This is a genomic window from Actinomadura mexicana, from assembly GCF_900188105.1.
GTDB lineage: Bacteria > Actinomycetota > Actinomycetes > Streptosporangiales > Streptosporangiaceae > Spirillospora > Spirillospora mexicana.
In genome coordinates this window covers 162,639-176,559 of record NZ_FZNP01000013.1, presented here as the reverse complement: position 1 = coordinate 176,559, position 13,921 = coordinate 162,639, and the positions used below count along the sequence as shown (strand labels likewise).

General features: G+C 70.8%; 14 protein-coding genes. 7 read left to right on the top strand and 7 right to left on the bottom strand.

Annotated features, from left to right (window positions below; all coding sequences use genetic code 11):
• Nucleotides 1–75 precede the first annotated feature (75 nt).
• Entirely contained in the window at nucleotides 76–468 is a 393-nt protein-coding gene (locus tag CHC11_RS29730; protein WP_089315155.1) for a VOC family protein, read from the bottom strand.
• 469 nt (nucleotides 469–937) lie between these two features.
• On the opposite strand from CHC11_RS29730, the gene CHC11_RS29720 reads away from it, so the two are divergent.
• Nucleotides 938–1,516, top strand: coding sequence for a GNAT family N-acetyltransferase (locus CHC11_RS29720; RefSeq protein ID WP_089315154.1), 579 nt, complete (start codon nucleotides 938–940; stop codon nucleotides 1,514–1,516).
• A 226-nt stretch (nucleotides 1,517–1,742) separates the two neighbouring features.
• On the top strand, nucleotides 1,743–1,979 hold the full coding sequence (locus CHC11_RS29715; protein ID WP_143227366.1) for a hypothetical protein: 237 nt from the start codon (nucleotides 1,743–1,745) through the stop codon (nucleotides 1,977–1,979).
• Between the two features lie 257 nt (nucleotides 1,980–2,236).
• Here CHC11_RS29715 and CHC11_RS29710 read toward each other — a convergent pair whose 3' ends face one another.
• The 3 genes from CHC11_RS29710 to CHC11_RS29700 all read right to left on the bottom strand — a co-directional run bounded on the left by CHC11_RS29710 (nucleotide 2,237) and on the right by CHC11_RS29700 (nucleotide 6,523).
• A complete protein-coding gene (locus tag CHC11_RS29710) occupies nucleotides 2,237–3,205 on the bottom strand; it encodes a coiled-coil domain-containing protein (protein ID WP_089315152.1) in 969 nt (322 codons plus the stop codon).
• Nucleotides 3,206–3,354: 149 nt separating this feature from the next.
• Entirely contained in the window at nucleotides 3,355–4,518 is a 1,164-nt protein-coding gene (locus tag CHC11_RS29705) for a S8 family peptidase (RefSeq protein ID WP_089315151.1), read from the bottom strand.
• A 136-nt stretch (nucleotides 4,519–4,654) separates the two neighbouring features.
• A complete protein-coding gene (locus CHC11_RS29700) occupies nucleotides 4,655–6,523 on the bottom strand; it encodes a serine/threonine protein kinase (RefSeq protein ID WP_179279071.1) in 1,869 nt (622 codons plus the stop codon).
• Nucleotides 6,524–6,652: 129 nt separating this feature from the next.
• Here CHC11_RS29700 and CHC11_RS29695 point away from each other — a divergent pair, with 129 nt between their 5' ends.
• Nucleotides 6,653–7,096, top strand: coding sequence for a sterol carrier family protein (locus tag CHC11_RS29695; protein ID WP_089315149.1), 444 nt, complete (start codon nucleotides 6,653–6,655; stop codon nucleotides 7,094–7,096).
• Nucleotides 7,097–7,212: 116 nt separating this feature from the next.
• On the top strand, nucleotides 7,213–7,851 hold the full coding sequence (locus tag CHC11_RS29690) for a LamG domain-containing protein (protein ID WP_179279070.1): 639 nt from the start codon (nucleotides 7,213–7,215) through the stop codon (nucleotides 7,849–7,851).
• A 19-nt stretch (nucleotides 7,852–7,870) separates the two neighbouring features.
• On the opposite strand, the gene CHC11_RS29685 is transcribed toward CHC11_RS29690, so the two are convergent.
• Nucleotides 7,871–8,239 (bottom strand): hypothetical protein, encoded by a 369-nt coding sequence (locus CHC11_RS29685; protein WP_089315147.1) that lies wholly within the window; start codon nucleotides 8,237–8,239, stop codon nucleotides 7,871–7,873.
• Between the two features lie 128 nt (nucleotides 8,240–8,367).
• On the opposite strand from CHC11_RS29685, the gene purF reads away from it, so the two are divergent.
• A complete protein-coding gene (purF, locus tag CHC11_RS29680; protein ID WP_089315146.1) occupies nucleotides 8,368–9,822 on the top strand; it encodes an amidophosphoribosyltransferase in 1,455 nt (484 codons plus the stop codon).
• Complete coding sequence (purM, locus tag CHC11_RS29675; protein WP_089315145.1) at nucleotides 9,819–10,859, top strand: phosphoribosylformylglycinamidine cyclo-ligase; 1,041 nt, start codon at nucleotides 9,819–9,821, stop codon at nucleotides 10,857–10,859. The genes purF and purM overlap by 4 nt, the downstream gene beginning before the upstream one ends.
• A gap of 200 nt (nucleotides 10,860–11,059) precedes the next feature.
• Here purM and CHC11_RS29670 read toward each other — a convergent pair whose 3' ends face one another.
• Nucleotides 11,060–11,266, bottom strand: coding sequence for a DUF3073 domain-containing protein (locus tag CHC11_RS29670; RefSeq protein WP_089315144.1), 207 nt, complete (start codon nucleotides 11,264–11,266; stop codon nucleotides 11,060–11,062).
• 311 nt (nucleotides 11,267–11,577) lie between these two features.
• Nucleotides 11,578–12,660 carry a Leu/Phe/Val dehydrogenase gene (locus tag CHC11_RS29665; protein WP_089315143.1) on the bottom strand — a complete coding sequence of 361 codons (1,083 nt, stop codon included), beginning with the start codon at nucleotides 12,658–12,660 and terminating at the stop codon, nucleotides 11,578–11,580.
• Nucleotides 12,661–12,705: 45 nt separating this feature from the next.
• On the opposite strand from CHC11_RS29665, the gene CHC11_RS29660 reads away from it, so the two are divergent.
• A complete protein-coding gene (locus tag CHC11_RS29660; protein ID WP_483860533.1) occupies nucleotides 12,706–13,683 on the top strand; it encodes a DUF8083 family protein in 978 nt (325 codons plus the stop codon).
• Nucleotides 13,684–13,921 lie beyond the last annotated feature (238 nt).

Genomic DNA, 13,921 nt, shown 5'->3' with positions numbered 1-13,921 from the left:
GGGCCGCCCACCTCTCCGCAAGGGACGCGCATCGTTACGAGCGCCCCGGCGCGGGTCCAGGGGGGTGTCAGGCGGTCACCGGTGGCAGACGGCTTCCAAAGTGACGCCGTCCGGGCCTTCCCAGAACACGGCGTAGTAGGTGGGGCCGTACTGGGGGAACTCCTGGGGCTCGTAGAGCACGTTCGCGCCCCGCTTGACCGCCCACTCATGCAGGCGATCCACCTCCTCTCGGGTCTTCACCATGAAAGCGAGGTGCTGGAGACCTGGACGGTGGCGCGAGTAGTCGCCGTCCTCCAGGGCCGGATAGAAGAACAGGTACGTGCCTGGCTTGCCGCCCGCCGGACGGTAGGAGAACTCCTCGTCGGCAGCGAAGAAGATTTCGAAACCGACCAGGGGCATGAACTCGTCGTAGTACGTCCTGGCTTGACCAAGGTCCCGGACATTCACGCCAATGTGTCCTAGGGGCATCTGGCGATCATAAGCCGACCATCCGGTCGCCGCCGGTATGGGGCCGGGATCCACCTGGCGCCACGAGGCATGGTCACCCGCCGGTTACGCAGACCGGCAGGGGACCAACCGACGTGGGACGAGTTGGACGACGAAGACTAGGGGCCCCGAACCCATCGGGCCCAGTGGAAGGATGGTCACCGCGGCGCTGGTCGGCTCGGATGGGGCAGTGGCGGAGGGTCTTATTCAAAGTGTGTGAATCCTAGGTCCTCACAGACCTGTCCGACCGGGGCGTGCTGTTCGGGCTGGGCGGGTCGGTCTACGACTGGAATGACCCGTTCGACGGGCTGTTCCTGCAGACCTGGCGATGGTCGCCGAGTTCGAGGCCAACCTCGGTCACCTACGCACCCGCGAGGGCATGGCACTGGCCTGGATACAGCCGGGGAGAAAAACGATCGCTTCACCGATGTCGGCGTGAAACGGTTGCCCCATGCCTCAACCGATCTTGCGCACCGAGCGTCTGCTGCTGGTGCCGCTGGCCGATCGGCATCTCGACCTGGAGGTCCACCTGGACTCCGACCTCGAGGTGCTGCGTTATCTCGACGCGAGGACGCCGACCAGGGACGAGGTGGTCGCAACTCATCAGCGGCGGATCGCCGTGGCAGGCAAGGTGGACGGGTTGGGCTTCTGGATGGCCCACCTCTCCGATGGAGGGGAGGAAGGTGAGTTCGTCGGGCTCATGATGCTGCCGCCTGCGCATGGTCCCGATCAGCCCGACGATCCCACGGTCTGCGATCTGGGGTACCGGCTCGTCCGCCGGTACTGGCGGCAGGGCCTGGCCAGTGAAGCGTCCCGCGCCCTTCTGCGGCACGCCTTCGACACGGTCGGGCAGAGCCGTGTGATCGCGCAGACCATGGCCGCCAATGCCGGATCCATAGGAGTGATGCGGGCCATCGGCATGCGGTACGTGCGCACGTACTACCCGCAGTTCGACGATCCGCTGCCGGACGCGCACCTCGGCGAGGTCGAGTATGAGATGACCCGCACCATGTGGGAGGAGATGCGCTGAGGCGGCGGCACCCGGCCTCGGATTCCGCTCCGGCACGAAACGAAGACTTCCGCGCCCCTGATGGGCCGGGATCTCGGCTCGGCCCAGGGGGCTGTCCGGCAGATCTCGTTCCGATGCTCGTCAACCCCCGTTCAGCGCGGCGGGCAGGTCATCGGCCGCGGTTGCCCGGGGTGTAGCGGGCCCACTTGCCACCGGCGATCGAGGCCCAGTGGTCGGTGGTGCCCGGGTGCAGGCCGAGGAGTTTGCCGATCACGGGCGGTGGGAGCTGGCGGGCGTATTCGAGCAGGGCGCTGTTGCGGTCGGGGCGGGGGTCGACGCCTATCGCGGTGAGGCGGCGGGCCAGGCTCGTGTGGTGAAGGGGTCTGTCTGGCTTCTTGCCGGGAAACAGCCATGGGGCCTGGTGGAGTTGGCCGGCGATGCCGCTGGGCGGCCGGAGGGGAAGCTGGTTGATCAGGTGATCTAGTGGCGGGAGTAGGTCGAGGTCGGTCTGACCGAGGCGCAGTTGGGTCCGCCCGTCCGGAGTGTGGAGCAGGTGCTTGCGGTGAGGGTGACGATCCGGGTGACGGGCTGGGCGTAGAGCAGCACCAGGCATGCGGCGACGCGATCGGCGGTGTTGAGGGTGTCGTCGGTGAGTATGCGGCGGGCCAGGTCCCAGCGGACGTCAGCGGGGGTGAACCGGCTCGGCTCGTTGCGCGTTGGTGTGGGGATGGCGTCCCCTTATTAGAAGACCGAGACGTGGACGTGGTCGTAGTGGTTGGCGGTTACGCCGCCTCGGTTCTCCATGGCGCGCCAGCCGGGGCTGCGGAGGTCGTAGATGCGTTGGCGCCAGATGATGTACTTGATGCCGAGGGCGCTCGCGTGGGCGATGGCGTAGGCGGCGGTGCGGTCGCCCAGGGACTGGGCGCTGCCGGAGGCCATGACGCCGCCCGTGGTCACCATGAAGTCGCAGGCGTGGCCGGTGCCGTGGTCCTGCGGGTCGCCGGTCTGCCGGACGCAGCCGATCGTGGGGAAGGGGCCCGTCTCCAGGTCGAGGGTGTTCTTCACCTTGAGCATGCGCGGGGTGACGCCGCCCATGCCGACGCTCGGGGACTCGGGCTTGTACTTCTTGACCAGGGACTGGATCTGCGACTTGCGCCGCCTCAGGTCCTTGATCTCCTTGTTCAGCTCCGTCATCTTCTGCTGGGCCTGCCTGCGGGCCGCCAGCTGGTCGTTGACGAGCTTCTGGATCTGGGCGACCTTGCCCGCCTTGTTCTGGGCGAGGTGGCTGACCAAGGTGGCGTTGCTGAGCAGGTCGGAGGGGTTCGCGTCGGCCAGGAAGGTGACCGTGGGGTCCTCGCCGTTGGTCATGTACTGGGACGCGGCGAGCTGGGCGACGACGCCGCGGGCCTCCCGGAGGTCGCGCTGCAGGTCGTTGGACCTGTCCAGCGCCCTCTTCGCGGCGAACTCGGCGTCCTTCAGCTTGGCGAGGTCGCCGCCGTACTCCTTGTCGAGCTGCTCGATCTGGCGGTTCAGCTTCGCGAACTTGCCGCTGTCGCCCGGGTCGAGGGGCAGGGACGCCGGCGCGGCCGCGGACGGGGTGGCGGCGGCGACCAGGGGCACCGCGGCGGCGAGGGCCACGAGAGCCGCGGTGGCGTGGCGCCGGCGACGGCGGCTGCCGGCGTTCCGAGGGGTGGAGGCGGGGGTCTCCACGTGTTCTCCTCTCGTCATGGCCGAAGGTCAATGAACGTTAAAGAGCCGTCTGCCTCGCCAAGGGTAAACCCCTGCGGTCATGGGACGGGGCGTAGGTGCGAGATGCCCGGCTCCCTTGCTGGGAGCCGGGCCATCTTACGTGACGGGACTCACAGCTTGCCCTTCCACAGGAGCCTGTTGGGCTGCGAACGCAGTCCCTTGAGGCCGTGGGTGGAATTGTCGTTCAGCACCTTCTGCACCGTCGGGAAGGTGGCCTTCGGGTGGGTCGACAGGTAGAGGGCGGCGACACCGCTGACGTAGGGGGCGGCCATGGACGTTCCGCTGAGCGCCTTGCGGCCGCCGCCGGGCCACGTCGAGTAGATGCCGTAGCCGGGGGCGTTGATGTCGACGCACTTGCCCCAGTTGGAGAACGAGGCGCGCGTGTCGCTCTTGGTGGTCGCGCCGACCGCCATGACCCAGCCCGCGCCGGCCGGCGAGACCTTGCAGGCGTCGGCGTTGGAGTTGCCGGCGGCGACGGAGGTGAACACGCCGGACTTGGACAGGTTCATCACGGCGGTGTTCACCGCCGTGGACTTGGGGCCGCCGAGGGACATGTTCGCCACGGCCGGCTTGACGGCGTTGGCGCGCAGCCAGTTGGCGGCCTCGACGATGTCCGACATCGAGCCCTCGCCGTTGCAGTCGAGGACGCGCACGGCCCGCAGTTTCACGGACTTGGCGGCGCCGTAGGTCTTGGAGCCGATGATGCCCGCGACGTGGGTGCCGTGGCCGTTGCAGTCACGTCCGTCGCCGTTGAACCCGCTCGCCGCCCACGCGATCGAGGCGCGGCCGCCGAACTCCTTGTGCTTGACGTCCAGGCCGGTGTCGATGATGTAGGCGTTCACGCCCTTGCCGGACGACTTGTAGGTGTAGGTCTTGGACAGCTTCGCCGACCGCTGGTCGATGCGGTCGAGCCCCCAGGGCAGAGGTGCGCGCTGCGTCGTGGTGGCCTTGACGATCTGGTCCTGCTCGATCGCGGCGACGCGGCCGTCGCGGCGCAGCTTGTTCAGCTGGTCGCCGCTCAGCCGCGCGGCGAAGCCGTTCAGGACGCCGTCGAAGCGCCGGACGCCCGTCGCCTTGACCTTCTTGGCGGCGGCGTCGGTGGACGCGCCGGTCTTCAGCGTGACGATGTACCGGCCGGGCACCGGGGTGCCTTCCGCCGCCGTCACCTTCACCAGGGACGACGAGTCGTCGGCGAGCACCGGGAACGCCGCGGCGGCGCCGAGGCATGCCGCGACCGAGCCGACGAGCAGCAGCCTTCGGTGGACGGTCCGCAAGGCGTCTCCTTCTGCCGGGGAGCGCGCGGAGGCGTCCCGCTCATGATCGATGGTTTCGATCGAGGGGAAACCCTAGCGGAACTGTCCTGATATGAGACGACAAAATGGACGCCTTGCCGGAATTGGCACAAGCAGGTCAGGTCCGGTTGAGCCGTCCTCCGTAGCCGAGGCTCGTGCCCGGCCTCGTCCAGGTGTACTGGAGCGTCCCGTCCGGCTGCCGGGTGACCTGGACCACCCCGGACGTGCACGGCTTGCCGATCTCCAAATTCATCTTCAGCGCGCTCTCGGTGCCCCGCGCGAGCCGGAGGGTGCCGTTGCAGTTCTCCCGCGGGTACAGGGCACGCCCGGTCGTCCCGCCGGTCTGGAACGTGATCTCCACCGGGAAGGACGCGTTGCGGCCCGTGTTGACCACCGTCCCCTTCCACGTCCCCGCGAACGAGGCCGGGATCGTGGTGACCGGGCGGTTGTCGGACGTGTTGGTGCTGTCGGGCGGCGACCCGTCGTCGTCGGCTTTCAACTGCGGCCACAGGACCAGGGCGATGATGGCGATGCCGACGCTGACGCCGATGGCCAGCGACAGCGCCAGGCCGAGGACGTGGTTGCCGGGGCGCCGCATCTTCGCGAGGGCCGCGAAGGGCGAGGTGCGGTTCGGGGAGCGGTGCCCGCCGCCGCCCTCGCGCCCCTGCCCCAGCCCCGGGATGAGGGGGTTCGGGGCGGTGGGGTCCGGCGGGGCGGGCATGTCGACGGCGTCGAACGTGGCCGTCCGGTCGGTCCCGACGGCGTCGAACCTGGCGGTCTGCTCGGCCTGGTCGCGCCCGCCCGCGTGGGCGTGCTGCTCGGACCGGTTCGGGCCGACCGCGTTGAAGGTCGCGGTCGCCTCGAACGCGGTGGGGTCCAGGTCGGCGGGCGGCGGTTCGGGCTCCGGACGCGCGCGTCGGGAGCGCGAGAGCTTCTCGAGCAGCGGCACGGAAGGCGACGCGGAGTCCGCGGCTGGACCCGGGGGCGGGCCCGGAGGCGTGGCGGGGCCCGGCGTGAACCAGGCCGGGGCGGCGGCTCCCATGGGGCTCCCCGGGGCGTCCGCGGGGGAACGCGGCGGCGGCGTGACCCGCGGCAGGGTGTGGCGGACCATCACGCCCGTCGCGAGGGCGCGGCCCTCCTCGACCATCGAGGCCGGCAGGCGCTCGGCGAGGGCGCTGCCCCTGCCCAGCAGCTGTTCGAGGATCGTCCTGGCCATCGGACGCTCGGCCGGGTCCTTGGCCAGGGCGGCCGTCACCACCTCGCGCAAAGAGTCGGGCATTTCCGACAGATCGGCCTCGTCGTAGACGATCCGCTGCATCACCTCGGACGGCGAGCCCTCGCCGAACGGCGGCTTGCCCGCGGCGGCGAACAGGACGGTCGACGCCCAGGCGAACACGTCGGCGGCCGGGCCGATGCCCATGCCGCTCAACTGCTCGGGTGACTTGTAGGCGGGGTCCTCGGTCATGTGCCCGCGGAACGCCACGTTCACGGCCTCCATCGCGTGGGCGATGGCGAAATCGCTCATCCGGGGACCGTCCCGGCCGAGAAGTACGTTCCCGGGTTTCAGACCGTGGTGGACGGCGCCCGCGCGATGGACGGCGGCCAGGGCGATCGCCATTCCGATCGCCACGCGCTCCACGACGACGACGCCGCGCACGCCCTCCTCGTCCACGAGCTGCTGGAGGGACGGCCCGTCCACCCACTCGCTCACCACGTAGGGACGGTCGCCCTCGACGTCGGCGTGCAGGATCGCCGCCGTGCAGAAGCCGGAGACCTTCCGGGCCGGGGTGAACGCGTCGGCGAACCGCGACCGCGCGACCGGCTCGCCGCTCAACCGCACGTGCAGGACCTTCACGGCGACGGGGCGCCCGGAGGGGTCCCCGCCGAGGAAGACGGCGCCCTGCTCGCCCACGCCGAGCCGTCCCGTGATCTCGAACGAACCGAGCCGTGTCGGGTCGCCCGGCTGCAGGGGCAGCGCCTCGGGCATCTGACGAACCTCCGTCTCTTCCGGGGACGGCGTCCCCGGCCTCCCCGTTCCCTGCACCCCCATGCCTGGCACCGGGGTCCTTTCTACCGCCTGCGCGGTACCGAGGCCGACCCGGTAGCGTCGTGCGCGATGCCGCGAACACCGCTTTCCCCCACCGTCCTGAACGAGCAGCGCGCCGCGCTCGGGATGGCGCCCTACACCGGCGCGGACGAGCCCGCCGCGCTGCGCCGCGCGGCTCTGGACACGGTCCTCGCCGGCATCGAGGCGGGAGGGGCCGAAGCGAGCCGTCCGGTGGTCAGGGGAGCGGTGCGGTACCTGCTCGACCGGCTGGCCGAGCTCGCCCCGGGCCGTTCGGTGGAGGTCCGGGTCCCTCCGCACGCCGTCGTTCAGTGCATCGACGGCCCGCACCATACCCGGGGTACGCCACCGAATGTGGTGGAGATGGACGCCGCCACCTGGATCGCGCTGGCCACCGGGCGCCTCACCTGGGAAGACGCCGCGGCGAACGGACGGGTCCGGGCGAGCGGCCCGCGCGCCGACCTGACGCCCCACCTCCCGCTGCCCCTCGACTGACGGTTCCCCCCCTCGACTGACGGTTCCCCCCCCTCGACTGACGGTTCCCCCTCGACGGGACGGGAAGGCGCGCATAGCGTGCGCGGGTAACGCGCGCCCTACCGGAGGTGATCCCCGTGCTGATCGCGCACTGGACGTTCGACGCCGGCACCGTGGACGGCCGCCGCGCCGCCGACACCGCCGGAGCCGGCCCCGCCGCCGAACTGGCGGAGACCGCCCGGATCGTCCCCGGCCGGGACGGGGAGGCGCTGTCGCTCGGCGAGAACGACCGCGCCTTGATCCCCGCGGCGCCGCAACTCGTCCTGAGCCAGATCTTCGGGTTCAGCCTGGCCTTGTTCGTCCGGGTCGACGAGGGACCCACCGGCGAGTGGCGCAGCCTCCTCTACAAGCCCGTCGCCGAGAACGACGCGCGCGGCCTCGGCCTGTGGCTCTACCCGGACGCGATGAGGCTGCGCGTCCAGGTGTTCACCGTCAAGGGCCCCGACTACATCGACAGCCGGGCCAGGCTGACCGTGGGCGAATGGACGCACATCGCCTTCGTCGTGGACACCCGGGGCATGGCCCTCCACATCGACGGCGAGCAGGACTCCGCCGTCCCGCTGGAACACCCCGTCGTCACCCCGGCCGGGCCCATCTACCTGGGCAGGGAGCCTGCCAAGCCCGGCTTCGGCGGCCTCATCGACGATCTGCGCGTGTACGCCTCGGCGCTCGGGCAGGAGGCCGTCCGTGCCCTGGCCGACCAGCCAGGCGGCTAGATCGGGCGGCTGGGCCGGGCTACCGGGGAGTCGCCCGGGCGAAGGGGAACTCGCGTTCGACGCAGTTCCGCCGCGACAGGTCGTCGGGGTACCGGGCCGCGTCCCCGCACTGGGCCGCTTTGCTCAGCAGCCACAGAAGCGTCCCGGACCCGATCAGGAGGGCCGCCGCGGAGCAGACCACCCCCACGAGGGCGGGACGCCGGTCGGGGTCGCGGCGCACGAGGGAGACCGTCCCGAGGACGAGGCCCACGAGCGCCGGGATCATTCCCGCGAAGCACGCCGCGAGCCCGGCCAGCCCGACGATGCCGAGCAGCCGGGAGGCCCGCGCCAGGGTGCTCCGCCGCAGCGGCGACGGGGGCGAGTGGGTGCGGTACCCGGGCATGGTCATGCGCTCCTCCACGTGTCGTCCCCCAGATTCCCCCGCACCCCGTGTCGCCCTTGGTTTCGGGGAGTAAAGGTCGGTTAAGGAGATCCCACCGATCGGAGCAGGTGAACCGGGCATCTAGACTGGCGAACGTGCCTCTCCGTGACGGACGTCTGAGCCACGACATCGACCCCTCCGACCGTGCTCCGCAGGATGCCTGCGGGGTCTTCGGCGTCTGGGTTCCCGCCGAGGAGGCGGCCCGGGCCGAAGTGAGCAAGCTCACGTACTACGGGCTGTACGCGCTCCAGCACCGCGGGCAAGAGTCGGCGGGCATCGCCGTCAGCGACGGCTCGCGCATCGTCGTGTTCAAGGACATGGGCCTCGTCGCCCAGGTCTTCGACGAGTCGGTGCTGAACACCCTGCGCGGCCACATCGCCGTCGGCCACTGCCGCTACTCCACGACCGGCTCGCCCACGTGGGAGAACGCGCAGCCCACGTTCCGGTCCACCGACGACGGCGGGCTGGCGCTCGTCCACAACGGCAACCTGATCAACACGCCGGAGCTGGCCGCGCGGCTGGACCCCGGCGAGCTGACCGCCACGACCGACACCGAGGTCCTGACCGCCCTGCTCGCCGCGCGCGGCCAGGGCGGCGCGCTGGAGGCGGCCCGGGAGATCCTCCCGGCGACGCGCGGCGCGTTCTCCCTGGTCTTCATGGACGAGGGGACGCTCTACGCCGCCCGCGACCCCGAGGGCATCCGGCCGCTCGTGCTCGGCTCCTTGGAGGACCGCGGCTGGGTGGTCGCCTCGGAGACGGCCGGGCTCGACATCGTCGGCGCCCGGTTCGTCCGGGAGGTCGAGCCGGGCGAGCTGCTCGCGCTCGACGGCGAGGGCGTGCGGTCCGAGAGGTTCGCCGAGGCGCGCCCGAAGGGCTGCCTGTTCGAGTACGTGTACCTGGCGCGGCCCGACACGACGATCGCCGGGCGCAGCGTCCAGGCCACCCGCGTCGAGGTCGGGCGGCGGCTGGCCCGCGAGCACCCCGTCGAGGCCGACATGGTCATCCCGACGCCCGAGTCGGGCACGCCGGCCGCGATCGGCTACGCCGAGGCGTCCGGCATCCCCTACGGCCAGGGCCTGGTGAAGAACTCCTACGTCGGCCGGACGTTCATCCAGCCGTCCCAGACGATCCGCCAGCTCGGCATCCGGCTGAAGCTGAACCCGCTGCGGGAGGCGATCGAGGGCCGGCGGCTGGTCGTGGTGGACGACTCGATCGTGCGCGGCAACACCCAGCGCGCCATCGTGTCGATGCTGCGGGACGCGGGCGCCGCCGAGGTGCACGTGCGCATCTCCAGCCCGCCCGTCGCCTGGCCCTGCTTCTACGGCATCGACTTCGCGACCCGGGCCGAGCTGATCGCCGGGAACCTGTCGGTGGAGGAGATCCGCGACTCCATCGGCGCCGACTCGCTCGGCTACGTCTCCCTGGAGGAGCTGATCTCCGCCTCGCACATCGCCAAGGACAGGCTGTGCCGGGCGTGCTTCGACGGCCAGTACCCCATTCCGGTGGAGCAGGACGCCCGCGGCAAGCACCTGCTGGAGGCCACCCGATGACGGACCGCCCGACGACCTCCTACGAGGCCGCAGGCGTCGACATCGCGGCGGGCGAGCGCGCCGTGGAGCTGATGAAGTCGCGGGTGGCCCGTGCGCGGCGGCCCGAGGTCGTCGACGACGTCAGCGGGTTCGCGGGGCTCTTCGACGCCTCGGCCCTGCTGCGCTACAAGAGGCCCTTGCTCGCGACGTCCACGGACGGCGTCGGTACCAAGGTCGACCTGGCGCGTCGTCTCGGCGTCTACGACACGATCGGGCACGACCTGGTCGGCATGGTCATCGACGACCTCGCCGTCTGCGGCGCCGAACCGCTGTTCATGACCGACTACATCGCCTGCGGCAAGGTCGTCCCGGAGCGCATCGCCGACATCGTCGGCGGGATCGCGGACGCGTGCGCCCTGGCCGGTTGCGCTCTCGTGGGCGGCGAGACCGCCGAGCACCCGGGCCTGCTGGAGGCCGACGAGTTCGACGTGGCGGGCGCCGGGACGGGCGTCGTCGAGGCCGACCGGGTCCTGGGGCCGGAACGCGTGAAGGCGGGCGACGTCGTGGTCGCCATGGCGTCGTCCGGCATCCACTCGAACGGTTATTCGCTCGTCCGGCACATCCTGGCGACGACGGATCTGACGCTGGAGACCCGGCCGGCCGAACTCGACCGTCCGCTGGGTGAGGAGCTCCTCACCCCGACGCGCATCTACGCCAGGGACTGCCTGGCCCTGGCCGAGACCGGCGGAGTGCGGGCGTTCGCGCACATCACGGGCGGCGGGCTGGCGGCGAACCTGGCCCGGTCCCTTCCGCCGGGGGTGGACGCCGCGCTGGACCGCTCGTCCTGGGAGGTCCCGGCCGTCTTCCGCCTGCTCCAGGCGCACGGTGACGTGCCGCAGGCCGAAATGGACAAGACGTTCAACCTCGGCGTGGGCATGGCCGCGATCGTCGCCCCGGACCGCGCCGACGAGGCGCTCCGCCTGCTGGCCTCCCGCGGCGTCCCGTCCTGGCCCCTCGGCGAGATCACCGAGGGCACCGGCCATGCGACCCTCCGCTGACCGGCCGGCCCCGCCCGACCTCGCGGACGGGCTGAACGTGACGCTGAGCGCCTCTTCGACCTCTCAGGCCAAGAAGGGCATGCCGGACACGGGACGTGGCCCGTGGGGTCGCTCAGCGTGAGCGGCGGCCCGCGGGCGTGCTCCGGCTCATGACAAACGCCACCGCCCGGCGGTGCGGGCGGTGGCGTGCTGTCTGCCGGTCAACCGGAGGTGCCGTCCTTGCGGGGCTCCGTGCCGTAGTCGTCGGCGTAGTCGGCGTACTTCTCGACGAGCTCGTCGTAGGAGTCTTCGCCGGAGTCGCTGACTCCTAGTTCGTCCTTAAGGCGGTCGAGGTCCGTGTTGCCGGTGCTGTACTTGAGCTGCCGGGCAACCTTCACCTGCTTGGCCTTGGCTCGGCCGCGACCCATTGGCTCGACCCCCTCGATGGTCAGGGCTTTCGTGGGCCCATCAACGCGCGCGTGTACCACACGAACCGGTGCCTGATGAGCCATGCGTCAGTCACGAGTACAACCGTACCCGTTTTGCGCCTGGCTCGGTACATCGACGGTACGTGGCGGCGCCCCTGTTGCTGATGACAACAGTGTATCCGGTGGTCACGTCAACGTGCGAAGGCCACCGTGGGACGGTCGTACGCCGCCCCGCGGCGGCCCTCACAACGGTTTTGCAACGGTCTAAACAGGTCTAGGAATCCCACCCCCCGGCCGCGCCCTCCGGGAGCTCAGAGGAGGATGCCGCGCAGCCTGCCGACCTCCGACATCCGGCGCTCGGCGAGGCGGTCGGCGGCCACCGCCGGCGGGACCCCCTCGTCGGAGGCCAAGGCGAAGATCTTCCGGGTGGTGTCGTAGATGCCCGCGGCGCGGGCCTTGGCGCGGTCGAAGTTGAAGCCCTCGATCTCGTCCGCGACCTGGATCACGCCGCCGGAGTTCACCACGTAGTCGGGCGCGTACAGGACGCCGCGGTCGGCGAGGCGCTTCTCCACGCCCGGGTGGGCGAGCTGGTTGTTGGCGGCGCCGCAGACGACCTTGGCGGCCAGCACGGGCACGGTGTCGTCGTCGAGGGAGCCGCCCAGCGCGCAGGGCGCGTACACGTCGAGTTCCGTGCGGACCATGGCGCCGGCGTCGGCGACCACCTCCACCTCGGGGTGCAGCGCCCGGACGCGGTCGACGGCGGTCTCGTCCACGTCGCAGATCACGACGTCCGCGCCGTCCTCGCGCAGGTGCTCGACCAGGCGGTGGCCCACCTTCCCGACGCCCTCCACCCCGACCCGCCTGCCGCGCAGCGTCGGCCGGCCCCACACCGTCTCGGCCGCGGCCCGCATGCCCTGGAACACGCCGAACGCCGTGAGGATGGACGAGTCGCCGGCGCCGCCGTGCGCGACCGTCCGCCCGGTGACGAAGCGGCACTCGCGCGCGACGATGTCCATGTCCTCGCTGAAGGTGCCCACGTCGCACGCCGTGTAGTACCGGCCGTTCAGCGACTGGACGAACCGCCCGTAGGCCCGCAGCATCGCCTCGGACTTGTCCTTGGCGGGGTCGCCGATGATGACGGCCTTGCCGCCGCCGAGGTCGAGCCCGGCCAGGGCGTTCTTGTACGCCATTCCCCGGGACAGGTTCAGCACGTCGGCGAGGGCCTCCTCCTCGGAGCCGTACGGATAGAAGCGGGTCCCTCCCAAAGACGGGCCGAGCGCGGTGGAGTAGACGGCGATGATGGCGCGCAGGCCGCTGGCCTCGTCCTGGCAGAAGACGACCTGCTCGTGTCGGGGTTCGGTGCCCTTGTGGGGCGCCCCGAAGACATTAGGCACGGTAGTGCCCTCCTCTCTGTCTCTAAGATCAGCCTAGGGCGCGCGATGGCGCCACGCCCGACCGAATCTCATGCCGCGATGCGATTCTCATGTCACGATGCGATGGTGCTTCCGTACGCGGCGTACCTACGGGTTTATGAACCGGTGACCGCCTTCCCGGAGCCCGCGCGGACCCTGTGGACGGTCTACGCCGACTCCAGGCGCCGTCCCAGGCGGATCCACGCGCTCGGGGTGGAGCACCGGGAGTCCGTGCTCAGGCTGACGGGCTCGCCGCCCGAGGTCGTCCCGGAACGGGAGAGCAGGGACGCCTACGTGCGGCGCCTGGAGGACATGATCTACGTGTGCCCGTGGGGGACGCGGCTGCGGTCCTGGCTGGCCTTCGAGCGCTTCCGGGGCGAGCAGGCGGCGGGCGTGGCGGCGGCCTTCGTCCCGCCGCCCCTGTCCGAGCGGGTGCGGAGCGACTTCGAGCAGTGGAAGAACGCCGGCCGCTCCCTGCGCCCGCACATCCTGACGAGTACCTGGCACGTTCCGCTGGACTGGTTCGTGCCGTTCGCGCGCGGTGAGCGGTGCCTGATGCTCGGCACGCCGGGGAGCGGGTACCGGCTCGCGGACGACACGGCCGAGGAGCTCACGGCCCACGGCCCGGCGACGGCGGCGCCCGCACGGACGCTGATCTACGTCACCTCGATGGAAGAGGCCCGCCGCCGGGTGGCGGCCGCGCTCCCGGTGGTGCGCGAGAACCTCGGCGAGGGGACGGAGGACGTCTACCTCCTGTCGGCGGGACGGCTGGAGACGCTCGGCCGGTGGCTCGGCGAGTTCCACCCCCGCGCGCTCGTGGAGCTCGACTACGGCGGGCTCGTCCATCTCCTCGACGACACCACGCTCCGTACCGACGAGTCGGTCGCGGAGATGACCGTGGCCCTCACCGGTATGGAGCGAGGCGAGGTCGAGCTGACCGTCGCGATGTACAAACGTCTCCTCGCCCGCTGGCGCCCCGTGCGGGCGCTGGAGGCCGCGAACTAAAACAAATTTCCCGAATCCGCGCGCGATACGACTATACGTGTCGCTAGAATCACGCAGCGTGACCCAGGCACCACCGGACATGCACACTTCCCCGCTCTCGCGGGGATGTTTGCACGCAACTACCGCCAGGAACTTGCTTGTTGCGCTGAGTGGTGGCAAGGTTACACGTTGTGATGTCATAGTGGCTCTTTCGGGCCATAGGGGACATCAGTGACCACGCGAGGATCAATCGCAGGAT